The 23,304-nt window shown below is 59.7% G+C and carries 19 protein-coding genes; 8 read left to right on the top strand and 11 right to left on the bottom strand.

Annotation, left to right across the window (positions count from 1 at the left end; genetic code table 11):
- Nucleotides 1-81: 81 nt before the first annotated feature.
- From ACCD02_RS23265 to ACCD02_RS23240, 6 genes are all read right to left on the bottom strand, one after another.
- Entirely contained in the window at nucleotides 82-1,209 is a 1,128-nt protein-coding gene (locus ACCD02_RS23265) for an FAD-binding oxidoreductase (protein ID WP_413307108.1), read from the bottom strand.
- 8 nt (nucleotides 1,210-1,217) lie between these two features.
- Nucleotides 1,218-2,474: an aromatic ring-hydroxylating oxygenase subunit alpha gene (locus ACCD02_RS23260; RefSeq protein ID WP_413307105.1), complete on the bottom strand. Its 1,257-nt coding sequence runs from the start codon at nucleotides 2,472-2,474 to the stop codon at nucleotides 1,218-1,220.
- A gap of 108 nt (nucleotides 2,475-2,582) precedes the next feature.
- Nucleotides 2,583-3,539, bottom strand: coding sequence for a LysR substrate-binding domain-containing protein (locus tag ACCD02_RS23255; RefSeq protein ID WP_413307103.1), 957 nt, complete (start codon nucleotides 3,537-3,539; stop codon nucleotides 2,583-2,585).
- A 119-nt stretch (nucleotides 3,540-3,658) separates the two neighbouring features.
- Nucleotides 3,659-4,900, bottom strand: coding sequence for a choline ABC transporter ATP-binding protein (choV, locus tag ACCD02_RS23250; RefSeq protein ID WP_413307101.1), 1,242 nt, complete (start codon nucleotides 4,898-4,900; stop codon nucleotides 3,659-3,661).
- On the bottom strand, nucleotides 4,897-5,745 hold the full coding sequence (gene choW / locus ACCD02_RS23245) for a choline ABC transporter permease subunit (RefSeq protein WP_413307098.1): 849 nt from the start codon (nucleotides 5,743-5,745) through the stop codon (nucleotides 4,897-4,899). Before choW ends, choV begins: the two co-directional genes overlap by 4 nt.
- Before the next feature lie 438 nt (nucleotides 5,746-6,183).
- A complete protein-coding gene (locus ACCD02_RS23240) occupies nucleotides 6,184-7,083 on the bottom strand; it encodes a LysR substrate-binding domain-containing protein (protein WP_413307095.1) in 900 nt (299 codons plus the stop codon).
- A 95-nt stretch (nucleotides 7,084-7,178) separates the two neighbouring features.
- Here ACCD02_RS23240 and ACCD02_RS23235 point away from each other — a divergent pair, with 95 nt between their 5' ends.
- Entirely contained in the window at nucleotides 7,179-7,883 is a 705-nt protein-coding gene (locus ACCD02_RS23235; protein ID WP_413307092.1) for a TetR/AcrR family transcriptional regulator, read from the top strand.
- 61 nt (nucleotides 7,884-7,944) lie between these two features.
- On the opposite strand, the gene ACCD02_RS23230 is transcribed toward ACCD02_RS23235, so the two are convergent.
- Nucleotides 7,945-8,328, bottom strand: a complete 384-nt coding sequence (locus tag ACCD02_RS23230) for a VOC family protein (protein ID WP_259103658.1) — start codon at nucleotides 8,326-8,328, stop codon at nucleotides 7,945-7,947.
- A gap of 30 nt (nucleotides 8,329-8,358) precedes the next feature.
- Nucleotides 8,359-10,395, bottom strand: coding sequence for an FAD-dependent oxidoreductase (locus ACCD02_RS23225; RefSeq protein ID WP_413307088.1), 2,037 nt, complete (start codon nucleotides 10,393-10,395; stop codon nucleotides 8,359-8,361).
- A 189-nt stretch (nucleotides 10,396-10,584) separates the two neighbouring features.
- Between ACCD02_RS23225 and ACCD02_RS23220 the strand changes: the two genes are divergently transcribed.
- The 4 genes from ACCD02_RS23220 to ACCD02_RS23205 all read left to right on the top strand — a co-directional run bounded on the left by ACCD02_RS23220 (nucleotide 10,585) and on the right by ACCD02_RS23205 (nucleotide 15,092).
- Complete coding sequence (locus tag ACCD02_RS23220) at nucleotides 10,585-11,334, top strand: electron transfer flavoprotein subunit beta/FixA family protein (protein ID WP_413307085.1); 750 nt, start codon at nucleotides 10,585-10,587, stop codon at nucleotides 11,332-11,334.
- Nucleotides 11,334-12,257, top strand: coding sequence for an electron transfer flavoprotein subunit alpha/FixB family protein (locus ACCD02_RS23215; protein WP_413307083.1), 924 nt, complete (start codon nucleotides 11,334-11,336; stop codon nucleotides 12,255-12,257). Before ACCD02_RS23220 ends, ACCD02_RS23215 begins: the two co-directional genes overlap by 1 nt.
- A gap of 161 nt (nucleotides 12,258-12,418) precedes the next feature.
- Complete coding sequence (locus tag ACCD02_RS23210) at nucleotides 12,419-14,068, top strand: electron transfer flavoprotein-ubiquinone oxidoreductase (RefSeq protein ID WP_413307080.1); 1,650 nt, start codon at nucleotides 12,419-12,421, stop codon at nucleotides 14,066-14,068.
- Nucleotides 14,069-14,195: 127 nt separating this feature from the next.
- Nucleotides 14,196-15,092 (top strand): glycine betaine ABC transporter substrate-binding protein, encoded by an 897-nt coding sequence (locus ACCD02_RS23205; RefSeq protein WP_413307077.1) that lies wholly within the window; start codon nucleotides 14,196-14,198, stop codon nucleotides 15,090-15,092.
- A gap of 179 nt (nucleotides 15,093-15,271) precedes the next feature.
- Here ACCD02_RS23205 and ACCD02_RS23200 read toward each other — a convergent pair whose 3' ends face one another.
- On the bottom strand, nucleotides 15,272-17,263 hold the full coding sequence (locus ACCD02_RS23200; protein WP_413307075.1) for a peptidase U32 family protein: 1,992 nt from the start codon (nucleotides 17,261-17,263) through the stop codon (nucleotides 15,272-15,274).
- Between the two features lie 96 nt (nucleotides 17,264-17,359).
- Complete coding sequence (locus ACCD02_RS23195; RefSeq protein WP_413307072.1) at nucleotides 17,360-17,740, bottom strand: RidA family protein; 381 nt, start codon at nucleotides 17,738-17,740, stop codon at nucleotides 17,360-17,362.
- Between the two features lie 169 nt (nucleotides 17,741-17,909).
- Between ACCD02_RS23195 and ACCD02_RS23190 the strand changes: the two genes are divergently transcribed.
- On the top strand, nucleotides 17,910-18,977 hold the full coding sequence (locus ACCD02_RS23190) for an NAD(P)-dependent alcohol dehydrogenase (RefSeq protein WP_413307069.1): 1,068 nt from the start codon (nucleotides 17,910-17,912) through the stop codon (nucleotides 18,975-18,977).
- A gap of 206 nt (nucleotides 18,978-19,183) precedes the next feature.
- Here ACCD02_RS23190 and ACCD02_RS23185 read toward each other — a convergent pair whose 3' ends face one another.
- A complete protein-coding gene (locus ACCD02_RS23185) occupies nucleotides 19,184-20,215 on the bottom strand; it encodes a LacI family DNA-binding transcriptional regulator (RefSeq protein ID WP_413307067.1) in 1,032 nt (343 codons plus the stop codon).
- A gap of 324 nt (nucleotides 20,216-20,539) precedes the next feature.
- On the opposite strand from ACCD02_RS23185, the gene ACCD02_RS23180 reads away from it, so the two are divergent.
- Together ACCD02_RS23180 and ACCD02_RS23175 are read left to right on the top strand one after the other, a co-directional pair.
- Entirely contained in the window at nucleotides 20,540-22,213 is a 1,674-nt protein-coding gene (locus tag ACCD02_RS23180; protein ID WP_413307065.1) for an ABC transporter substrate-binding protein, read from the top strand.
- Nucleotides 22,214-22,350: 137 nt separating this feature from the next.
- Nucleotides 22,351-23,304 (top strand): ABC transporter permease, encoded by a 954-nt coding sequence (locus ACCD02_RS23175; protein ID WP_413307062.1) that lies wholly within the window; start codon nucleotides 22,351-22,353, stop codon nucleotides 23,302-23,304.

Here is a 23,304-nt window from a genome sequence, read left to right as displayed (position 1 = left end):
AAGTGCAGGAACTCTAGAACGTCGACCCGGACAGCTCAATGACCGCCGGTATTTCCTGTTCGCTGACCGCACATTAACGGCTTACAGATCGATCACCAGGTCCGAGGTCGGCTTGCTGCAACATAACAGGCGCAGGCCCTTGTCGATTTCCCGCTGGCGGATACCACCCTTGTGCTGCATGTCCACGGTGCCTTGCAGCAGCGCAGTCTTGCAGGTACCGCAGACCCCCTGGCTGCAGGACGACGGCACAATGGCCCCGGCCTTTTTCGCCGCCGCCAGCACGGTCTGCTGTCCGGACATGCTGAAGCTTTTGCCGGAGCGGGACAGAGTGACGGTGAAGGTATCCGCCTGCTGGCCAGGCTCTGTCGCCACTTCTTCCAGGGTCTGTTCGTCGAGCTGGGAAATATCGAAGCTTTCCTGATGGAAGTGCTGGAAGTCGAAGCCTGCTTCCTTGAGCAGCGCATTGACTCCGGCCATATAACCGCCTGGCCCGCAGACAAATACTTCCCGTTCCATGAAGTCCGGCACCCAGCGCGCGAGCAGGGGCAGGTCGAGGCGGCCCAAGGGATGTGGCCAGTCGCTGTGTACACCCAGGCGCTCACAGAGATTGAGCACCCGCAAACCCGGAGAAAGCGTCTGCATGCGTGTCAGTTCAGCATTGAAAATGATATCGGACGGCGTGCGGGCGCTGTGCACAAAGGTGATATCCAGGTCCGCGCCGAGATCGACACTGGCCCGGGTCATAGACATCAGCGGCGTGACGCCGGAGCCGGCCGACAGGTAAAGCATCTTGCGCGCTGGATGGCCGACCGGGGTAAAGCTGCCTGCCGGGCCGCTGGCGCGCAATGTATCGCCGGGGCGCAGGTTATCGTGCAGCCAGTTTGATACCGGGCCGCCCGGTACACGCTTGACCGTGATGGAAAAGGTGAACGGGCGGGTCGGCGAAGACGACAGGGTGTAGCAGCGCGCCAGAGTCTGCCCGTCGATGACCGGCGAAACAGTGATGAACTGGCCGGGCTCGAAACTCAGGGCGCGAAAGTCCGGGCAGGTGAACCAGAAGCTTTTTACGTCGAGGGTTTCATCATGCACGGCGCAGCAGTACAGGGTCTTCTGTTCGCCGCTGTTCCACTGGGCGCCATAGGCGTTCCATGTGTCCGGGTCGGTGAGACGTGGTACGGACTGTTCGATAATCTTTTCATGAGCGGTCATGGCAGGCCTCATACACCATGGGCCGCGAGACGAGCGGCGTACCAGCGGGAGAATTGGTCGACATAGGACTCGGTAAAGGCCGAGAACGGGCCGGGTGCATAGGCCGGGTCTTGGGTGCCGCTGTGGGTGATGGCGACCAGATCGGCGTCCTGCAGGTTGGTGGCATTCCACACCTCGGTCAGGGCCTCGCGGTTGTAGTCCACGCCCTCGACCGCATCGGCATGCACCAGCCATTTGGTGCGGACCAGGGTCTTGTCTGCGGCCAACGGGATGATGTACGAGATCACCGCATGATCGCTCATGACATGGGTCCAGGAGTTGTGGGTCCACAGGTGCATGTCGCCCAGATCGCGGCGGGACAGATCGGCGAACAGGCGGGTGCAGGCGACGCGGGTGTCGAGGGTCTGGGACTCGCCATTGCCAGCGATTACCAGGCGTTGGGAGCGGAACTGGGTCACGGCATCTTCGCCCAGGTGCTCGACGGCATCACAGATGAAACCGTCGTCTTCCCAGTTCTGTTTGGTGGCGGCGTTGCGCTGGTGATACTCGTCCAGGGCCTGCAGGGACTCCTCGCTGAGGCCATCAGTGCAAAAGCCGAAGTCTTCCGGCAGGAAGGAGGCGGTCAGTTCCGGGTGTGTCCCGGCGCAGTGATAGCATTCGCGGTTGTTCTCGATGACCAGCTTCCAGTTGCCGTTTTCGATGATTTCCGATTCATGGGCGATCTTCGCGCGGCTCAGATCGTACTGGGCAAAGCGCGGGGCCATGGTCTGCTCCAGCAGCGAGATATCCGCTGGTGCTTCGTCCGCCAGGCAGACGAAGATATGCGCCCCGACCACTTTGGTGTGCACGGTAATCAGGCTGCGGCAGGTGGAATCAAAGTCCTTGCCCATATGCGCTGCGTGCTTGAGGCTGCCGTCCAGGTCGTAGGTCCATTGGTGGTACGGGCAGACCAGCATACCCACAGTGGATTTGCCGGCAGGCTTGAGACGTGCGCCGCGATGACGGCAGACATTACGAAAGGCCTGCACCTGCTCATCGTCGTCCCGTACCAGGATGATCGACGACTTGCCGATATCGATGGTCGAGACATCGCCCGGTTCCGGAATATCCGCCGTCACGCCGACCAGGATCCAGTGCTTGGTAAAGAAAATATCGACATCGTTGGCAAATATATCTTCGCGACCAAATAAGTCGCCGGGCATGCCATGACCCGGAGTTCGAGCCTGGACAAGTTCACGATGGGATTTAATGGCGACAACGGTCATGGAAACCTCACAGGCTGGATCTAATAATTAAGTTTTAATGGGGGAGAGTATTGAATTGCCGGAAATTATCGTCAATGCGCCTTATTCTTAACTTCGCATAACTTCAAGTTATGCGACCTGGGAAAGTAACTTCGAGTTATTCAGCGTCGGTGCATCACCTCGCAGCCATTCGATCAGCGCCAGCATCATAGGCGTTGGCGTACGACCATTGGGCACCACGACGTAGTAGGCATCCCCGGGCCTGACCACCAGTGACGTCAGGCGCACCAGCTGGCCGCTGGCAAGCATGGGCTCCAGCAGGCGGCTCCAGCCCAGGGCAATGCCATGGCCTTGCAGGGCGGCCTGAATGGTGTCGGTATAGGCACTGCAGCGCAGGCTGTACTTGAGTTTTGGCCGACTCGCGCCCAGTTCCTTGAACCAGCTGTTCCAGGTCATCCAGCCTTCCAGAGTGGTGTCGGAATCGATCAACTCCACATGCAGGAAGTCTTCCGGTGACGCGGGTGGCGGATGACTGGCCAACCAGGCTGGCGAGCACACTGGAAACACTTGCTCATCGAACAGATGAATCGCCGTACCGTCATCCCACTTGCCATTACCAAAGCGCACTGCCAGATCAATATCATCACCGCGCAAGTCCGGGGTCAGTTGCTGGGTGATCAGGCGAAGTTGTAATTCCGGTTGTTGCAAACGCAAGGTGCTGAGTTGCGGCAATATCCGCAATTGCGAAAATGCCGAAGTACTGGCCAGCACCAACTTCTGTTCGGTAATACCCTCGCTGATCTTGTCGAACACACTGGCCATGCGCTGCATGGATTCGGACACTACCGAATACAGCACATCGCCTTCGCCGGTCAGCTGAATAGCCCGGTGCAGGCGATGGAACAGCCGCGCCCCGAGGGTCTCCTCCAGATATTTGATCTGCTTGCTTACCGCTGCCTGGGTGACCCCCAGTTCCTGGGCGGCCAAGGTAAAGCTGCTCAGCCGGGCGACCGCTTCGAATTCCAGCAGGGCGGTCATGGACGGGATCAACCGGCGGTAGCCCTTGACCTTTTTATCTTCGGGCATGGTGTCTTTACTCCGGTAATTGAATAGCGGTCATGCGTTACCTACCCTCCCGTAGGACCGGCTTTAGCCGGGAGGGCGGTCTCGCGGCTGAAGCCGCTCCTGCAGAGGTCTATTGCAGCTCAGGCGATCTGTGTTGTTTTCAACGCGCCTACCGGCGCAGCACTGACTGCCGGCGCCGGCGGCGCCAGGTTCTTGCCCAGCAGCGCCCGATACAGCTCACCGTCGCCAAGCACGCCGACGATGCCCTTGTCGCTGTCCTGCACGATCAGCGGATGGCCGGTTTCATAGCGGATATTCAGGGCATCACGCATGCTGGTATCGGCGGCGACCAGCGTTGGCAGGCGGGCGAGGGTGGCGGTAGCCTGGCTGCCGTTCCAGACCTGCACCTCACAGGGCGCCGTGCCTTTGCGGGCGCTGACCAGACGCCGGGACGGGCCCACGGTCAGCCACAGGTCTTGCCCGGCATCCAGGCAATACTCGCCAACCCTGGCCTGGCAGTCCTGCAACGACGTCATCAGGCTGCTGGCGCGCAGCACATTCAGCGGGTTGGTATGGGCGACGAAGGCCCGTACGTACTCGTCCGCCGGGTTCAGTACGATTTCCTCGGGTTTGCTGTACTGGATGATCTTGCCGTCTTTCATAATGGCGATGCGTGTGCCGAGTTTTAGCGCTTCGTCCAGGTCGTGGCTGACGAACACGATGGTCTTGTGCAGTTTTTTCTGCAGGTCCAGCAATTCGTCCTGCAAACCCTGGCGGATCAGCGGATCGAGGGCGGAGAAGGGCTCGTCCATCAAGAGGATATCGGCGTCCATGGCCAAGGCACGAGCCAGGCCGACCCGCTGTTGCATGCCGCCGGACAGTTCGTCGGGCCGTTTGTTGCGCCAGGCGGTGAGGCCTACCAGTTCGAGTTTTTCATCGACCCGCTTGCGTCGCTCCTGCGGTGCGCGACCCTGCATCTCCAGGCCGAAGCTTATGTTTTCACTGACCGTCAACCAGGGCATCAGAGCGAATTTCTGGAACACCATGGCAATGCGTTGGGTGCGCATCAGTTTCAGTTCGGCGCCAGAGCAGCGGGCGATATCGATCTGCGCCCCATCATGTTCGACGAACAGCTTGCCGCGGCTGACGCTGTTCAAACCGTTGATGCAGCGCAACAGGCTGGACTTGCCCGAGCCGGACAGGCCCATGAGCACGCATATCTCGCCTTTGTTGATCTCCAGGCTGGCCTTTTCTACACCGACGATAAGGCCGGTCTGCTTGAGGATCTCGGGACGTGACAGGCCTTGGTCGAGCAGGGCCAGAGCAGGTTTGGGCCGATCGGAGAAGATGACGTCGACGTCTTCGAAACGAATGATGCTCATGCGTCACCTCCCAGGGTACGGTCACGTTGTTTGCAGATGCGGTCGAGCATGATCGCCAGCAGCACAATAGCCATGCCGGCCTCGAAGCCCAGGGCGATATCGGCGGTGTTCAACGCATTGACCACTGGTTTGCCGAGGCCGTCGGCACCGACCAAGGCGGCAATCACCACCATGGACAACGACAGCATGATGCACTGGGTCACCCCGGCGGCAATGCTGGGCATGGCGTGGGGCAGTTCGATGCGCACCAGCAACTGCGTCGGCGAGCAGCCGAAGGCCTTGCCGGCATCCAGCAGCTCCTCAGGCACATCACGGATGCCCAGGTAGGTCAGGCGGATCGGCGCGGCGATGGCGAAGACCACGGTGGAAATCAGCCCCGGCACCACGCCCAGGCCGAACAGGGTCAGGGTCGGGATCAGGTAGACGAAGGTGGGGATCGTCTGCATCAGGTCGAGCACCGGGCGGATCACGGTGTAGAACGTCGGTTTGTGGGCAGCGAGGATACCCACCGGTACTCCGACGATGACGCAGACCAGGGTGGCGAAGCTGACCTGGGCCAGGGTCTCCATGGTTTCCTGCCAATAACCCAGATTCAATATCAGTAAAAATGAGAATGCCACGAATAGGGCCAGGGATAACTTGCGTTGTACCCACCAGGCAAAACCGGCAAACAGCAGGATCAATATAAACGGGTTGAACCAGAGCAAAGCGGAGGAAAAGGTGGTCATGGCGGCGGAGAGGACGAGAGAAATAAAGTCAAACAGCTTCGCACCGTGTTGCGTCAACCATTCTACGTAGCGGGCGATATGGGCGCCCAACGGAAGTTTATCGTCAGTGATCCACATAATGTCACTCTGTCAATTTGCTTAATTGAGTCATGGTCGCGAAAACAACCATGTCGTTAGTTATTGATTGGCAGTCGTGGTGCAGGAAGGAAGTCTTTACGGGACGGATTGGTCATCTTGATTATACGCTTTTATTATTGATTGATTGTTGGGCAGCGCTGGAGCAGATAATTATATAAATGCCAGGGATTCACAAACTATTTAATTGCGCGCAGTAATGAGAAAATCTCATGAGTACCGGCGTTCGTTGCAACTGTGGGAGATTCTATGTTTGCTGTAAAGCCAGAACAGTCCCTTTGCGCACGTATCCGCTCCCACAGATCCGACGATATACACGCGCTACTGCGGGATTCATCCGCGAATGACGTCAGTATATTTGATCCATCTGTGGCGCCTGTTACGGCATTTCGCGAATATATCCGCTTCCACAAAGGCGTGTCAGGGCACCTGCTGCAACAACCACTCGCGGAAATGCCTCACCAGCGAATGATTGCCCGCCATCCCCGGTCGCTCCAACAGGCAGAACTGCGCTTCGGTGCGCAGTACCTGGCTGACCGGTCGCAACAGCGCACCGCTGTGCAGGTGGTCGCCGATCAGGTTGGACCAGGCCAGGGCAATACCCTGGCCGCTCAAGGCGGACTGGATCAGCATCGAGTAGTTATTGATATTGACCCGATGTCGCGGCGTGCGCGGTGCCAGGCCCTGGTATTCGAACCACTGCTGCCAGCCGATCCAGTCGCGCTGCGGGTCGTCCAGGGTCAGCCAGGTGGCCGCCGCCAGTTGTTCGATATCTTCCAGGTGCGGATGCTTGGCCAGATAGGCCGGACTGCATACCGGGAACACTTCTTCAGGGAAGAGTGGGGTGACAATCATGTTTTTCGGCGGGGTGCTGCAGTAATACAATGCCAGGTCGCAGTCCAGACGGGATGGATCCTTGACCTGGTCATGGGCGATGATACGCAGGTCGACGTCTTCATATAATCGCTGGAAGTCGCCGACCCTGGGCAATACCCAGAGCGCCGCCAGGGCCGAACTGGTCATCAGGGTGATCTGTCGTGCGCCTTGCCAGCGGCGGATCTCGCCGGTTGCAGTGGCCAACTGCTTGAGTAACCCTTGTACGGTCTCAAAGTAGCCGCTGCCGATATGGCTCAGGCTGACTTCCCGAGTGTTGCGGGTGAACAGGCTTTCGCCCAGGTATTCTTCCAGCAGGCGGATCTGCCGGCTGATCGCACCCTGGGTGACATTCAGCTCCCGGGCCGCCGCGGTAAAGCTCAAATGCCGCGCAGACGCTTCAAAGGCCACCAGGCTATTGAGCGGCGGTAACGGCTGGATTTTCATAGATGGCCCTGTGTCGTGCGAATGTACAAAGGTGTACATCAAAAGGTCATGAGCGTACAGTAAATTAACGGATATTTGACTAAGGTGAGTCGCGGATGTCGCAAACAGGCAAGGCACGCAGTAAAACCCAGGATTCCGGCTGGCGGGGCTCGCCTGAGGGCTGGCTTGAAGCCGCCTACGATGCCTTGAAGGAATCCGGTGTCGATGCGGTGCGGGTCATGCCCCTGGCCAAGCGCCTCAACCTGTCCCGTACCAGCTTCTACTGGTTCTTCGAGGACCGCGAGCAACTGCTGACGGCCTTGCTGACGCGCTGGCGCGACAAGAACAGCGGCGGCATGGTCAAGCAGTGCGACAGCTATGCCGAGAACATCACCGAGGCGATCCTCAATGTCTTCGAGTGCTGGTTGAACCCTGAACTGTTCGATTCCCAATTCGAGTTCGCCGTGCGCAGCTGGGCTTTGCAGTCCGCTGAAGTGGCAGCTGAAATCGCCATCGCCGATGAAGCGCGAATCGGTGCCCTGGCGCTGATGTTTCGTCGCTTCGGCTACGAGCCGGAAGGTGCCGACGCCCGGGCGCGGACTATTTACCTTACGCAGATCGGCTATATCTCGATGAAGACCACCGAGGACATTACCGAGCGCTTCCGGCGTATCCCGCATTACGTCAGCATCTTCACCGGCAAGGCGCCGAAACGCCGCGAACTGGACCGCTTCTTTGGCAAGTTCGGTTTCGCCGAAAAGACTCCCGGTGAATTCGTCGCCCTGAGCGATACCTTCGAAGAGGCGCCGCTGGAAAGCTGAGTTGACGGCAGATCAACAAAGGCCCTCATGAAGAGGGCCTTTGTGTTTCTAGAGCAAGCGCTTACTCGGCCTTGAAGCAGTACACGGCGAGTTTGTTGCCATCCAGGTCGCGGGCGTAGGCAGCGTAGGCATTCTCTGCCCAGCCACGGCCACCTGGCAGGCCTGCGCAGGTGCCGCCATTGGCCAGTGCGGTTTCGTGGAACGCCTGCACGGCGGCACGGTTCGGCGCTTCAAAGCTGACGGTCACGCCATTGCCGACGTTGGCCGCCTTGCCGTCGTTGGGCTTGAGGACGAAGAACGAAGGCTTGTCGACGCCCCAGATGGAGCCGGCGTCGTCGAGGTCGGCTACGCGGTTCAGGCCGATTTGCTTGAGCACGATGTCATAGAAGGCGCGGGCCTTGTTCAGGTCATTGGTGCCGACGGTGACATGGGTAAAGACAGACATGGTTTTTCCTTTGGCTTGGGTTGTTGTTATTTAAATGTCTTTGAGCAAACGCAGCGCATCGAAGATCGCCGCATGGGTGTTGCGGGCCGACACGGCATCGCCGATGCGGAACAGCTGGAAGCGCCCCTGCGGATTAGTCACCAGGCCCTGCACCTTGCCGGCGATCAGGTTGTGCTGCTCTACGGCGCCGCCGTTGCTTGAGTGCTCGCGCAGATCGAAATACAGCTCGTCCAGGGGTAGGGTGCCGTGGTTGATGACCACCTGATCAACGACACGCTGCTTGTTGACCTTGCCGTAGTCACTGGCGAAAGTGACCAACAGCTTGCCGTCGCGGCGCTCCACCGAGTCGACCCGATAAGTCACGGTAAAGGTTACGTCCAGGTCCTGCAGGCTGCGCATGTAGGGCACCAGGTTCATCGCCATAACCTCGGGGGCGAATGACCGGTCCGGGGTGACGATTTCCAGGGTCGCGCCGCTGTTGGCGATGACTTCGGCCGCCTGCAGGGCGGCATGGTCGCCGGCATCATCAAAGATCAGCACGTTTTTACCGGGTTTCACGTCGCCGGAAATGATGTCCCAGCTCGATACCACCAGCTCATTGCCAGCGCTCAACACTTCGGTATGAGGCAGGCCTCCGGTGGCGACGATCACCACGTCCGGCTCATGGGCCAGCACGGTGTCGGCCTCGGCCCAGGTATTGAAGTGGAATGTCACGCCCAGTCGCTCGCACTGGGCCATGCGCCAGTCGATGATGCTGATCATCTCGCGACGGCGTTCGCTTAGTGATGTCAGGCGAATCTGCCCGCCGGGCTGGTCGGCCGCTTCCAGTACCGTGACGCTGTGGCCACGTTCGGCCGCCACTCGCGCGGCTTCCAGGCCAGCAGGGCCGGTGCCGATCACCACCACCTTGCGCTTGACCGCCGCCGGGGCGATCTCGTGGGGCATGGTGGTCTCGCGACCAGTGGCGGCGTTATGGATGCAATATGCCGCGCCGCCTTGATAAATGCGGTCCAGGCAGTAATTGGCACCCACGCACGGGCGGATTTCTTCTTCACGCTTCTCGATGATCTTGCGCACGATATGCGGGTCGGTCATATGGGCGCGGGTCATGCCGACCATATCCACCTTGCCTGACGCAATAGCGTGGCGGGCAGTGGCGACGTCGGGGATCTTTGCCGCATGGAAGGTCGGGAAGCCGGTGGCGGCGCGGATTTCTCCAGCAAAGTCCAGGTGTGGCGAGTTGCGCATACCTTGGATTGGAATCACATCGGTGAGCCCGGCATCTGTATCGATATGGCCGCGCACCACGTTGAGGAAGTCGACCAGACCACTATCCTTGAGCATATGGGAGATCGCCATGCCTTCCTGAGCACCGAAGCCACCGGGCAGGTCTTCGTCACCGGTGTAGCGCACACCGAGCAGGAAGTCTTCGCCGCACTGTTTGCGGATACCACGCAGGATATCGAAGGTAAAGCGCATACGGTTTTCCAGTGAGCCGCCGTACGGGCCATCCAGGTCATTGGTCAAGGGTGACCAGAACTGGTCCATCAAGTGGCCGTAGGCTTGCAGCTCCAGGCCATCGAGACCGGCAGCCTTCATGCGTTCGGCGGCATCCACATAGTCCTTGATGATCCGCTCGATATCCCACTCTTCCATCTTCTTCGGAAAGGCCCGGTGCGAAGCTTCGCGGCGGTGCGACGGCGAGACCACGGGCAGCCAGTCTGCCTTGTCCCAGCGCGTACGGCGGCCCAGGTGAGTCAGCTGGATCATCACGGCGGCACCATGCTCATGACACTCATCAGTCATGTCCTTGAGCCATTTGACCACTTCGTCCTTGTACGCCAGCACGTTGTTGAACACCGGCGGGCTGTCCCTGGACACCGCGGCGGAACCGGCGGTCATGGTCAGGGCCACGCCGGCCTTGGCGCGTTCGACGTGATAGGCACGGTACAGCTCCTTGGGCATCCCGTCGACCGGATAAGCCGGCTCATGGGAGGTGGTCATGATGCGGTTACGCAGGGTCAGGTTCTTGATCTTATAGGGCTGCAGCAGCGGATCGCTGGACATGGTGTTGCGCTCCTTGTCGGGAACATCAGGCTTGGTTTGACGCGAAAGTATGCGAACTGTACATGTGTGTCAATCTCTGTGACGTATGTGTACATTTCTCTTGCCTGGCCATGAATGCCTCGCTAAGATCGGCCGAAATGGCAACAGGGACCGAGCGTTACCTGGCTGTCGAGACAACAGGGGGTAACCATGAAAGTGCTCGTTGCGGTGAAACGTGCCATCGACCCGAACGTCAAGGTTCGGGTCAGGGCCGATGGTGCGGATGTCGAGTTGAACGGGGTGAAGATGGCCTTGAATCCGTTCTGCGAAATCGCCGTGGAAGAGGCCGTACGCCTGAAAGAAAAAGGCCTGGTGACAGAAGTTGTGGTGGTATCGGTAGGTGCGCCTGTTGTTCAGGAGCAATTGCGTACCGCCCTGGCCCTGGGCGCCGATCGGGCGATTCTGGTGGAAACCACTGCGGTGCTTGAGCCGCTCAATGTGGCCAAGTACCTGGCCAAAATCATCGACAACGAAAAGCCCGACCTGATGCTGTTCGGCAAGCAGGCCATCGATCAGGAAAACAACCAGACCGGGCAGATGGTTGCGCAACTGACCGGCATGGGCCAGGCCACGTACGCCTCTGCGCTTGGCTTTGTCGATGGCGAATGGCGCGTCGAGCGGGAAGTGGATGACGGCGCCCAGACCCTCGCACTCAAGGCCCCAGCTATCGTCACCTGCGATCTGCGCCTCAATGAACCGCGCTATGCCTCGCTACCGAACATCATGAAAGCCAAGAAAAAGCCGCTGACCGTGGTGTCTGCCCATAGTCTCGGGGTCAGCACCAAGGTTCATAGCCGTCTGCTGGAAGTGTTGCCACCGGTGGTGCGCAAGGCCGGCATTACCGTCGGTTCGGTGCCTGAGCTGGTCGACAAACTGAAAAACGTCGCGGGGGTGATCTGATGCGTACTCTGGTTATCGCCGAGCAGGCCAATGGCATGCTCAAGACCGGCAGCCTGTGTGCGATTGCCGCGGCTGCATCCCTCGGTCAGGACATCGATGTGCTGCTGATTACCGGGGTCGATCGCGCTGCGGCCGAACAGGCTGCACTGACGACGGGCGTCAGCCGGGTATTGCTGTGCCAGACCGCGCACGCACTGGCCGATAACCTGATCCCGCTGATCAGTGCCCTGGTGGCTGATGGTTACAGCCATGTCCTGGCCGATGCCAGCAGTCTTGGCCGTAGCGTACTGCCCGGGGTCGCCGCCAGCCTGGATGTGGGCATGCTTTCCGATGTGGTGCAGATTGTCAGCGCCGACACCTTTCTGCGGCCGATCTACGCCGGTAATGCCATCGCCAGAGTGCAGTCCCTTGACGCAATCAAGATTCTGACGACACGCGCCTCGGCCTTCAGCGCGGCGGGTGCTGCTGCGCAGCCTTGCGACATTGTGGTGCTCGATGGTGGTCAGGCAGCGGCCAATGTGCGTTTTGTCGATGAGCGCATCAGCGTCAGCGAACGTCCCGACCTGACCAATGCCCGGGTCGTCGTATCTGGCGGGCGCGGCATGCAGAACAAGGACAACTTCGCCCTGATCGAGCGAGTCGCCGACAAGCTCGGCGCGGCCGTGGGCGCTTCCCGTGCTGCCGTGGATGCCGGCTATGCCGCCAATGATCTGCAAGTCGGTCAGACCGGCAAGATCGTTGCGCCGGAGCTGTATATCGCCGTGGGCATCAGCGGCGCGATTCAGCATCTGGCCGGTATGAGCGGATCGAAAATTATAGTCGCGATCAACCAGGACGCCGAAGCGCCCATCGCCCAGGTGGCGGATTACATGCTGGTGGCGGATCTGTTCGAAGCGTTGCCGGCGTTGGAGTTGGCATTGTGACAACTACCCGCTCTGCGGGAGCCGCCTTGATGGCGATCGAGTGCGAAGTGCCCGCAATAATTGCGGTGACAGATCAGCCCTCATCCCCACCAACCGGCTCCCACAAAAGCGCATTCCCGCTAACAACCGTATTCCAGCCACACGGCACCGGAGATAGATAAGTGCAACGCGAGCAGATGGAGTTCGATATCGTCATTGTCGGCGGTGGTCCGGCCGGGCTGTCCACCGCGTGCCGCCTGAAGCAGCTCGCCAACGCCGAGGGCCGGGAGCTGTCGGTGTGCCTGGTGGAGAAAGGCTCGGAAATCGGCGCGCATATCGTCTCGGGTGCGGTATTTGAAACCCGTGCCCTGGATGAACTGTTTCCCGACTGGCAAACCCTCGGCGCACCGCTGCATACCCGGGTGCTGCGCGACGATATCTACTGGCTCAGCGATGCCGAAATCGGGCGCAAGATCCCTCAGTGGGCGGCCCCGAAGACATTGCACAATCAGGGCAACTACATAATTTCTCTAGGCAATCTGTGCCGCTGGCTGGCCGAGCAGGCCGAGGCTCTGGGCGTGGAGATTTATCCCGGCTTTGCCGCCAGTGAGTTGATCATTGAAGACGGTGTGGTGCGGGGCATTGTCACCGGGGATATGGGCGTCGGCCGTGACGGCGAGCCGAGGCCGGGGGTGTATACGCCGGGTATGGAGTTACGCGGCCGCTACACGGTGTTCGCCGAGGGCTGTCGCGGCCACCTGGGCAAGCGCCTGATCGAGGCCTTTGCCCTGGACCGCGATGCCGATCCGCAGCATTACGCCATCGGCATCAAAGAAATCTGGCAGGTCGACCCCGCAGTGCACGAAGAAGGCCTGGTGGTACACACCACCGGCTGGCCTCTGGATGATCACAACCCCGGCGGCTCGTTTCTTTATCACATTGCCGATAGCCAGGTGGCGGTGGGGCTGATCGTCGATCTCAGCTACGAAGACCCGCATCTGTCGCCTTTCGAAGAGTTCCAGCGCTACAAGCATCACCCCCTGATCAAGCGCTATCTGCAAGGCGGCAAGCGCACCAGTTACGGCGCTCGGGCTATTGCCAAAGGCGGCTATAACTCCCTGCCGAAGATGATCTTCCCCGGCGGCGTGCTGGTGGGCTGCGATGCAGGCACGCTAAATTTCGCCAAGATCAAGGGCAGCCATACGGCGATGAAATCGGGCATGCTCGCGGCGCAGTCGATGTTCGAGGCGATCAGCGCCGACGCCGATCCGGCCCGGCCATTGAGCAGCTACGAGCAGGCCTTCGCGGACAGCTGGCTGGGTGAGGAACTGCGCCAGAGCCGCAATTTCGGCCCGGCCGTACACAAATTCGGCGCGCTGCTGGGCGGTGCCTTCAACTATATCGAGCAGAAGTTTTTGCAGACGCGTACGCCCTTTGTCCTGCGTGACCTGGCCCGGGACCACGACAAGCTCAAGTTCGCGGCCCAATTGCGACCGCGCAATTATCCGAAACCGGACGGCATCATCAGTTTTGATCGACTGTCGTCGGTATTTATCAGCAATACCGCCCACGATGAAAATCAGCCGATACACCTGAAGTTGGCATCGACCGCCATTCCCATACACACCAATCTGAAACTTTATGATGAGCCCGCCCAGCGTTATTGCCCGGCGGGGGTCTATGAGGTCGTTCACCTGGAAGGCGAACCCTCGTTACAGATCAATGCGCAAAACTGCATTCATTGTAAAACCTGCGATATCAAGGATCCGACGCAAAACATTACCTGGATTGCGCCGGAAGGCGGAGGGGGACCGAACTACCCGAATATGTAATGACCGTTTTACTGAACCTGAGTCTGTCCAGATACGAGTGCTTGATAAGGCTCTACTGTTAATAACAAGAAAGCGTTATCGCTTGAACTGCCAAGCCATATCCATAAATTGATAGGGGAGATGCACAATGGTTGCTTATTTACCGTATAAGAAAATGCTGGTCGGCTTGTTCGCCGGGGTCACGCTGGCCACTGGCAGCCTGTTTGCCCAGGCCGCCGAGCAGGAGCCGATCAAGATTGGCTGGGTCAACTGGTCCGACACCGAAATCGCCGTAAAGCTGGCCAATATCGCTATTGAGGATCAGCTCAAGCAACCGGTGAAACTGGTCATGGCCGATATCGGCATTCAGTTCCAGGCCATGGCCAACGGCAATATCGACCTGATTCCGATGGTCTGGCTGCCGAGCACTCACCAGGCATTCTGGGACAAGTACAAGGACAAGCTCGAAGACCTCGGGGTGCTCTATGAAGGGCGTATCGGCATGGCCGTACCGACGTCGATCCCGGTCAGCGAAGTGGCGAGTGTCGAAGACCTGAACAAACCGGAAGTGAAGAAAAAGTTCGAAGGCAAGATCCTCACCTCGGAAGTGGGCAACGGTCAATACAAGTTGACGCTCAAGGCCATCGAAGAATACAAGCTTGACGGCTACAAGATGGTCGCTTCTTCGGAAAGCGGCATGTTGAGCGAACTGGATCGTAATAACAAACGCGATAAATGGTCGTTGATCAACGCCTGGAGCCCGCACTGGATGTTCTCCAAGTGGTCGTTGCGCTACCTCGATGATCCCAAGCATATGTTTGGCGGTGTAGAACAGATCCACGCCGTGGCCCGTAAAGGCTTCAGCGCTCAGCATCCGGAAGTGGCGCGGTTCTTCAACCATTACGCCATTCCCCAGGCTGACCTGGAAAAACTGATGGCCCAGGCGCGTGACAGCTCGGCAGACAAGGTGGTGGCTGAGTACTACGCGGCCAACAAAGCCAAGTTTGCGGCGATGTTCAAGGAGGGGGCGGTGGCTGCGCAGTAACCGGTAAACGGGTATGCAACGGGTGTAGGAGCCGGCTTGCTGGCGATAGCGGTGGATCGGTCAATGGATGTATTGCCTGCGCCGCCGTCATCGCCAGCAAGCCGGCTCCCACGAGGTGTATTTCAGAACATTTGTCGAGAACGCCTGGTGCAGCCATGCTGCACCGGGCTTTTTCGTTTTCAGTGCGTACCGCGAGGGATGGTCTTGAGCAAATCGGCAGGGCTGATATGGCCGACCACGGCGCTGCCCGGTTGCGGCAGACCGAGGATATGGCCCTTCATCTTGCCGATCACGTGCATCTCGCAAGGCTTGCAGTCGAATTTCAACGTCAGTACTTCGTTGCCATGAATCAGTTGCATCGGCGCAACTTTGGTCTTGACCCCGGTGACACCCTTGGCCTGTTTCGGGCAGAGGTTGAAGGAGAAACGCAGGCAGTGCTTGGTGATCATTACCGGCACTTCACCGCTTTCCTCATGGGCCTCGTAGGCCGCGTCGATCAGCTTGACCCCGTGGCGGTGGTAAAAGTCACGGGCCTTTTGATTGTAGACGTTGGCGAGGAACGACAGGTGTGCTTCCGGGTAGACCGGCGGCGGGTTGGTCTCGGCCTTGCGTCCACCTCGTGGATGAGCCTTGACGCGCTCGTTGGTCAGGGCTTCGATCACTTCCCTGCGCAACGTCTTGAGCTGCGAGTTGGGGATGAAGAACGCCTGGGGCGCATCCAGCTCGATGGCGGTGGCGTGGTACTGGGTAGTACCCAACTGGCCGAGCAGGTCATGCAGTTGTTCCAGGGCCTGCTCCGGTTTGTTGGCCGCACCGAACGGACCATCAAGTGTAACGCTGGCGCTGATGCCCTCTTCGCTGGTGGCAGTCAGTTCCAGGCGATCTTCGCGCAGGCGGGCAATCCAGGACAGGCCAATGCGGCGCTCGGCGGAGGTTTTTTGCAGGGCCTGTTGCCAGTTATGGTCCAGGTTGCGGTTCAGCGGATGACTCGGGCGCAGGCGGAACAAGCCTTCAGGCATTTCGTTGGGCTCGACGCGATAGCGATAGCGCTTCTCGCCGTCTTCCTCGAACTCACCCTTGGCTTCGGCGATATTGGCGCGGAAACCCACGACCTCACGCTTGACCAGCACATTGAGGCCGTCGCCGTTGGACAGTGGCTCATGGGTGATTACCTGCATGTCGCGCTTGCCGACTTTCTCGACCACGCCCACGGCCAGGCCGGTGAAGGTCGGCGAATCGAAGGCGCCGATATCGATCTTGCGATCGCTGACGAAGTAGTCGGTGCTGCCGCGATGGAAAGTCTTTTCCGGGTCCGGCACGAAAAAGTGCGCGGTGCGGCCGCTGGACGCGCGCGCCAGATCCGGGCGGTCTTCGAGGATTTCGTCCAGGCGCTGTCGGTAATAGGCAGTGATGTTTTTCACATAGCCCATATCCTTGTAACGGCCCTCGATCTTGAACGAACGTACACCGGCATCGACCAGGGCGCGCAGGTTGGCGCTCTGGTTATTGTCCTTCATCGACAGCAGGTGCTTTTCGTAGGCGACGACGCGGCCCTGATCATCCTTGAGGGTGTAAGGCAGGCGACAGGCCTGGGAACAGTCGCCACGGTTGGCGCTGCGCCCGGTGTGGGCATGGGAAATATTGCACTGGCCGGAGAAGGCGACGCACAAGGCACCATGGATAAAGAACTCGATGGCGGCATCGGTCTCGGCGGCAATGGCGCGGATTTCCTGAAGGTTCAGCTCGCGGGCCAATACCAGCTGGGAAAAGCCGGCCTGATCGAGGAACTTGGCCCGATCCAGGGTGCGGATATCAGTCTGGGTGCTGGCGTGCAGCTCGATGGGCGGTATATCCAGCTCCATCACCCCCAGGTCCTGGACGATCAACGCATCGACACCGGCATCGTAGAGCTGATGGATCAGCTTGCGCGCCGGTTCCAGCTCGTCGTCATGCAGGATGGTGTTGATGGTGGTGAAGATCCGCGCGTGATAGCGCCGGGCGAACTCCACCAGGGCGGCGATATCGCTCACGTCGTTGCTGGCATTGTGGCGGGCGCCGAAGCTCGGGCCACCGATGTACACGGCATCGGCGCCGTGCAGGATGGCTTCGCGAGCAATGGCCACGTCACGGGCAGGGCTCAGCAGTTCCAGATGATGTTTGGGCAGGGACATGGTTTTTAATTTTCTGGTCAGGTTGCACGGTCAGGTCGCGCATTGTAGCGGCGAAACGCCTGACCGGCACCCTTGGACTGCCCGATGGAAGCGGCTTTAAGCTTTTGCCGCCATCGCAGTGACCTCGACACGCATCCCCTCAACCGCCAGAGCAGCCACACCAACCGCCGCACGAACGGGCCATGGCTTGGCAAAAAACCGATTGTAGACCTCATTGAAAGCAGGGCGGTCAGCGATATCGGTAAGGTAGATGGTCAGGTGCAGGACCCGGTCCATGGAGCTGCCGGCACGCTCCAGCGCGACCTTGAGGGCCTGCAGGGTGCATTCGCTCTGGGCAGCGATATCGCCCAGCTCAAGGCTGCCATCGGCGCGAGTCGGGACCTGGGTGGAGACCAGCAGGCCGCCAAAGCCGGCGACGTCGGAGGAAATGGAGTCGGCATCCGGGTCGGGAGTGAAGGTGATGTCTTGGTTTGCCATGGGGCTCTCTTGTCTGCGGGTTGACGGGCGGGACGAACAACTGCGCCCGACGCCATTTGATCATGGGACTTTTGATGCCGACAACCGTCACTCTTGCGCCCCCTGTTGAACGTATCAAGGTCTATGCTGGTCAGCTTGTACTCAACCGCTGAATCGAGAGGGGATTGCAATGACCAAGACTTACAGCTACGCCGCCAGGGATGCCAAGGACTCGCTCAAGCCATTCACCTTCGAACGCCGCACACCGGGCGCCGATGACGTACAGATCGAGATTCTTTACTGCGGCGTCTGCCACTCCGACCTGCACACTGCCCGAAACGAATGGCACAACACCCTTTATCCGTCGGTGCCGGGCCATGAAATCGTTGGTCGAGTGACTGCCGTGGGCGCTGCGGTCAGCAAGTTCAAGGTCGGCGACCTGGCCGGTGTCGGCTGCATGGTCGACAGCTGTCAGCAATGCGCCTCCTGTGCCGAGGGCGAAGAGCAGTACTGTGAAAACGGCTTCACCGGCACCTATAACGGGCCGGTCTTCGGTGGCGAAAACACCTTCGGTGGCTATTCGGACAATATCGTGGTGAAAGAAAAGTTCGTTTTGCACATCGCCCATGGTGACGCCAACCTGGCGGCTGTGGCACCGCTGCTCTGCGCCGGGATCACTACCTACTCGCCGTTGCATCACTGGAAGGTCGGACCCGGTAAGAAGGTCGGCGTGGTCGGTCTGGGCGGCCTGGGGCATATGGCCGTGAAGATCGCTCATGCCATGGGCGCCCATGTGGTGCTGTTCACCACCTCGCCGAACAAGCGAGAAGACGGCCTGCGCCTGGGGGCCGACGAGGTGGTGGTGTCGAAGAATCCGGATGAAATGGTCGCATTCGCCAATACCCTGGACTTCATTCTCAATACCGTGGCCGCACCCCATGACCTGGATGCCTTCCTGGCGCTGCTCAAGCGTGATGGCACCATGACCCTGGTCGGTGCACCTGACAGCCCGCATCCTTCGCCGAACGTTTTCAACCTGATCTTCAAGCGCCGCAGTCTGGCCGGTTCGCTGATCGGTGGTATTCAGGAAACCCAGGAGATGCTGGATTTTTGCGCCAAACACGGAATCGTTTCGGATATCGAGATGATCGACATGCAGAACATCAACGAAGCCTACGAGCGCATGCTCAAGGGCGATGTGAAGTACCGCTTCGTTATTGATATGGCCAGTCTGAAGAGGGAAGCGGCCGCGGCTTGATGCCCTCTGACCTGACGTGTTAATTGACTGAACCTGGTCGGTTGGCGCATGGAGTCTGGTACATCCAATAGGGGGGCAGAGGCTGGAATAATGCTTTCGCGGGCAAGCCTCGCTCCTACGGCTGTTCCGTTTCCACAGGCATCACGCAATCTCGTTGGCGCCGGGCTTGCCGGCCAACGGCACGACCTGTTTTTCCGGGCTGAGTATCAGCTGGAGCTGATGACCCGAGGTTGCACGCTGCTGCCGCGTACCGTCAGGACCACGGGGAAGCGGTGAGACTGCACCGGTTCGCCGGCAATTCGCTTCAGGAGCGTTTCCACGGCGCACACACCCTGTGCATGCATGCTGGTACTGATACTGGTCAGTTGCAGGTGCGCCGCCAGGGGCGTGTCGTTGTAGCCGACAACGGCAATATCGCGGCCAACCGTCAGGCCGCGATTGCTCATGGCGCCGAACAGGCCAATGGCGAGGAAATCGTTGACCGCGAAGATCGCCGTGGGTGGCTGCGGATGAGCCAATAACTGTTCACCAATGCTGAAGCCCGCCTGGGTATCGAAGTGACCGGTAATGATCCGTTCAGGCGCGATATCGATCCCGCGCTCGCGGTAATACTCGACGAAACTGGCTGTGCGTTCCCGGGCGTTGCTGCTATGGGCTTCGCCCGCAATCACCGCAACCCGGGTGTGACCCTGGGCGAAGAGGTGTTCAGCGGCCAGGCGTCCGCCCATTTCATCGTCTGCCGTGATCGAGCAGTGCTGGCCGCGTCTGCGGCTGACCAATACGAAGGGCACCTGGCGCTGTTCCAGTTCTTCAAGAAAGCCCGGCTCTGCGGTGCAATGCACATCACTGATGATCAAACCCTCGACGTTGCGCGCCAGCGCGCGCTCTGCCAGTTCGCGCTGGCGTTCGGGGCGGTCCAGGGTATTGGCGACGAACGAAGTGTAGCGCCGGGCACTGGCGGCCTCATCGATGCCTTCGTACACCGTGGCCAGGACAATGTCCGACAGCCTTGGTACCAGGATGGCAATCTCGCGGCTGTGTCGGGTCTTGAGGGTGCGGGCGTGTGTGTTGGGCTGATAGTCCAGGCTTGCCGCCAGCGCGCGAATACGCTCGATGGTTTCCTTGGAGGCGGCGCGTCCGGCGTGATCGAGGCTGCCATTGAGCACCCGCGAGACCGTGGACACATGCACGTTGAGTTGTTGGGCGATACCGCGCAGCGTAGCCGGACGTCTGTTCATGGGGTGCCTGAAAACGCAGAAGAGCAGGGCGCAAATACTCGCATTTGGCGATGTGTATGCACAGATTGGGCTGCCCGTGGAAGGCGGACAACACGTTTGCGCCAGGATGGAGCGCGGCGTACCAAAAGATTGCACAAACGTTTGGGCAACGCTACCCAAACGTTTGGGTGAAGAAAATTTTCAATTTTTGATGACTCATAACTCTCTGAAAAATAGGCCAATCCTGGCAGTCGGGTAAGCGTTCTACAGAACAGCGATTCAAGTTGGTATGAGCATTGCCTTGACCCTGTCAGCTCTGCTTACCTGACTGATGGGAAACTTGCCATGACGCTTGCTTCAGCATTTCGCGCACGTAGTTTTACCCGACTGGCACTGGCCTCTTCGGTAGTGATGGGCACCCTGTCGCCACTCACCGCCATGGCTGAAAGCACGTTGCGGATCGCCATGACCGCCGCCGATATTCCGCTGACCCACGGTCAGCCGGATCAAGGTTATGAAGGCAACCGTTTCACCGGTATCACCATGTTCGACTCCCTGGTGGAGTGGGATCTTTCCCAGAGCGAAAAGCCCAGCTCATTGGTCCCGGGCCTGGCCACCGAATGGGCGGTGAAGCCCGATGACCACACGCAATGGGTGTTCAAGTTGCGTCCGGGGGTCAAGTTCCATGACGGCACACCGTTCAATGCCGATGCCGTGGTATGGAACGTCAACAAGGTGCTGGACAAGCAGGCACCACAATTCGCCCCGGGGCAGATTGGCGTGACCGTGTCGCGGATGCCGACGCTCAAAAGCGCACAGAAGATCGATGACCTGACCGTCGTCCTGACCACCAGTGAGCCGGATGCGGTGCTGCCGTTCAACCTGACCAACCTGTTCATGGCTTCGCCCACGGCCTGGCAGAAAGATTTTGCCGCCGTGCCGGCAACCGTCACTGACCCGGCCGAGCGCTCCAAGCTGGCCTGGACTGCCTTTGCTGGCCACTCGGTAGGCACCGGCCCGTTCAAGATGGACCGCATGGTGCCGCGCCAGGAACTGGTGCTGGACAAGAATGCGGGCTATTGGGATCCCAAGCGTGTGCCCAAGGTCGATCACGTAGTACTGATCCCGCTGCCTGAGGCCAACGCGCGTACTGCGGCCTTGCTGTCAGGGCAGGTTGACTGGATCGAAGCGCCGGCGCCGGACGCCATGGATCAGATCAAGAGCAAGAAATTCAAGATCTACGCCAACGCCCAGCCGCATATCTGGCCGTGGCAGTTCTCCTTCGCGCCCGGCTCGCCATGGCTGGACAAGCGCGTGCGCCAGGCCGCCAACCTGTGCCTGGACCGCAGCGAACTCAAAGCCTATCTCGGCGGCTATATGCAGGAAGCCACCGGCACCTACGAGAAAGATTCGCCCTGGTACGGCAACCCTGACTTCAAGATCCGCTTCGATCAGCCTGCCGCGCAAAAACTCATGGCCGATGCCGGTTTCAGCAAGGACCATCCGGTCAAGGTCAAGGTGCTGACGTCTGCCTCCGGTTCCGGACAGATGCAACCGCTGCCGATGAACGAATACATTCAGCAGAGCCTGAAAAACTGTTACTTCGACGTCGATATCGCCGTGACCGAATGGAACACCCTGTTCAGCGGATGGCGCCTCGGCGCCAAGGACCCGGCCGCCCAGGGCGCCAATGCCATCAACGTCAGTGCAGCAGTCATGGATCCGTATTTCGGCATGGTCCGTTTCGCCAGCGCCAAGGCTTTCCCGCCAGTTTCAAACAACTGGGGCTACTTCAGCACACCGAAAGTCGAGGAGCTGATCACCTCCGTGCGCAACTCGTTCGAGCCCAAGGCACTGGATGAAGCGGCGGGCAAGCTCAACGCGGCCATCGTCGACGAGGTTCCGTTCCTGTACGTCGCCCACGACATGGGCCCGCGGGCCATTTCGCCGAAGGTCAGTGGCGTGGTGCCGGCCCAGAGCTGGCTGATCGATCTCGCGTTGGTCTCCAAGCAGGATTGATAACCGCATGTGTGGGAGCGGACTCATCCGCAAAGAGGTCGGCACATTCACCATCGCGGTGACTGGCAGACCGTATTCGCGAATGAATTCGCTCCCACGAAAACGTGCCTGCCCCCTGACTGACAGGAACCGACCTTATGCTTGCCTATGTCCTGCGTCGTCTGTTGTTGACGACGCCAATTCTGTTGGGCGTGGCACTGGTGTGTTTCATGCTCGTGCACATGGCCCCCGGTGATCCCCTGGTATCGGTGATGCCGCCGGATGCTTCTGAAGCCCTGCGTGAACAGTTGATTCAGGCCTATGGCTTCGATAAGCCGCTGCCGGTGCAATTCGGCCTGTGGGTCTGGCATGCGGTGCAGGGTGATCTGGGCATGTCCATTGCCAGTGGCCGCCCGGTCGCCGGCGAAGTGCTCGGTGCCGTGAGTTACTCCCTGCGCCTGGCGATCCTCGCGACCTTGATCGGCTTCGTGCTCGGCAGTCTGTTCGGCTTTGTCGGTGGTTACTTTCAGGACAGCTGGCTGGACCGCATCGCATCTGCCTGTTCGGCCATCGGCGTCAGCGTGCCGCACTACTGGCTGGGCATGCTGATGGTGATCGTCTTTTCCTCACAGTTGAGCTGGCTGCCCGCGACCGGCGGCGGCCCCATGGGTCAGCTGGCGTGGGCATGGGACTGGGCGCACTTGCAATTCATGATCCTGCCCGCGATTACCCTGTCAGTGATTCCCACCGGCATCATCGCCCGCACCGTGCGCGCCCAGGTAGCTGAAACCCTGTCCCAGGAGTTCATCATTGGCCTGCGCGCCAAGGGGCTGGGCGAATGGGGACTGTTCCTGCATGTGGTGAAGAATGCTGCGCCCACGGCCATGGCGGTGATGGGTCTGCAGATCGGCTACCTGATGGGCGGCTCGATCCTGGTGGAAACCGTCTTTGCCTGGCCGGGCACTGGCCTGCTGCTCAACTCGGCGATTTTCCAGCGTGATCTACCGTTGTTGCAGGGCACGATCTGGGTCCTGGCGCTGTTTTTTGTCGTGCTCAACCTGCTGGTGGATATTCTCCAGACGTTGCTCGATCCACGAATCAAAAGGGGCTGA

Origin of the sequence: Pseudomonas sp. Pseusp88, from assembly GCF_047303955.1 — a bacterium.
GTDB lineage: Bacteria > Pseudomonadota > Gammaproteobacteria > Pseudomonadales > Pseudomonadaceae > Aquipseudomonas.
Note: the sequence above shows the minus strand (reverse complement) of the source record. Positions and strands in the feature narration are given on the sequence as shown.

Excerpts from the sequence above, each read along its gene's own strand:
- ACCD02_RS23265 (WP_413307108.1), bottom strand. The coding sequence starts at position 1,209 with ATGACCGCTCATGAAAAGATTATCGAACAGTCCGTACCACGTCTCACC.
- ACCD02_RS23260 (WP_413307105.1), bottom strand. The coding sequence starts at position 2,474 with ATGACCGTTGTCGCCATTAAATCCCATCGTGAACTTGTCCAGGCTCGA.
- ACCD02_RS23255 (WP_413307103.1), bottom strand. The coding sequence starts at position 3,539 with ATGCCCGAAGATAAAAAGGTCAAGGGCTACCGCCGGTTGATCCCGTCC.
- choV (WP_413307101.1), bottom strand. The coding sequence starts at position 4,900 with ATGAGCATCATTCGTTTCGAAGACGTCGACGTCATCTTCTCCGATCGG.
- choW (WP_413307098.1), bottom strand. The coding sequence starts at position 5,745 with ATGTGGATCACTGACGATAAACTTCCGTTGGGCGCCCATATCGCCCGC.
- ACCD02_RS23240 (WP_413307095.1), bottom strand. The coding sequence starts at position 7,083 with ATGAAAATCCAGCCGTTACCGCCGCTCAATAGCCTGGTGGCCTTTGAA.
- ACCD02_RS23235 (WP_413307092.1), top strand. The coding sequence starts at position 7,179 with ATGTCGCAAACAGGCAAGGCACGCAGTAAAACCCAGGATTCCGGCTGG.
- ACCD02_RS23230 (WP_259103658.1), bottom strand. The coding sequence starts at position 8,328 with ATGTCTGTCTTTACCCATGTCACCGTCGGCACCAATGACCTGAACAAG.
- ACCD02_RS23225 (WP_413307088.1), bottom strand. The coding sequence starts at position 10,395 with ATGTCCAGCGATCCGCTGCTGCAGCCCTATAAGATCAAGAACCTGACC.
- ACCD02_RS23220 (WP_413307085.1), top strand. The coding sequence starts at position 10,585 with ATGAAAGTGCTCGTTGCGGTGAAACGTGCCATCGACCCGAACGTCAAG.
- ACCD02_RS23215 (WP_413307083.1), top strand. The coding sequence starts at position 11,334 with ATGCGTACTCTGGTTATCGCCGAGCAGGCCAATGGCATGCTCAAGACC.
- ACCD02_RS23205 (WP_413307077.1), top strand. The coding sequence starts at position 14,196 with ATGGTTGCTTATTTACCGTATAAGAAAATGCTGGTCGGCTTGTTCGCC.
- ACCD02_RS23200 (WP_413307075.1), bottom strand. The coding sequence starts at position 17,263 with ATGTCCCTGCCCAAACATCATCTGGAACTGCTGAGCCCTGCCCGTGAC.
- ACCD02_RS23195 (WP_413307072.1), bottom strand. The coding sequence starts at position 17,740 with ATGGCAAACCAAGACATCACCTTCACTCCCGACCCGGATGCCGACTCC.
- ACCD02_RS23190 (WP_413307069.1), top strand. The coding sequence starts at position 17,910 with ATGACCAAGACTTACAGCTACGCCGCCAGGGATGCCAAGGACTCGCTC.
- ACCD02_RS23185 (WP_413307067.1), bottom strand. The coding sequence starts at position 20,215 with ATGAACAGACGTCCGGCTACGCTGCGCGGTATCGCCCAACAACTCAAC.
- ACCD02_RS23180 (WP_413307065.1), top strand. The coding sequence starts at position 20,540 with ATGACGCTTGCTTCAGCATTTCGCGCACGTAGTTTTACCCGACTGGCA.
- ACCD02_RS23175 (WP_413307062.1), top strand. The coding sequence starts at position 22,351 with ATGCTTGCCTATGTCCTGCGTCGTCTGTTGTTGACGACGCCAATTCTG.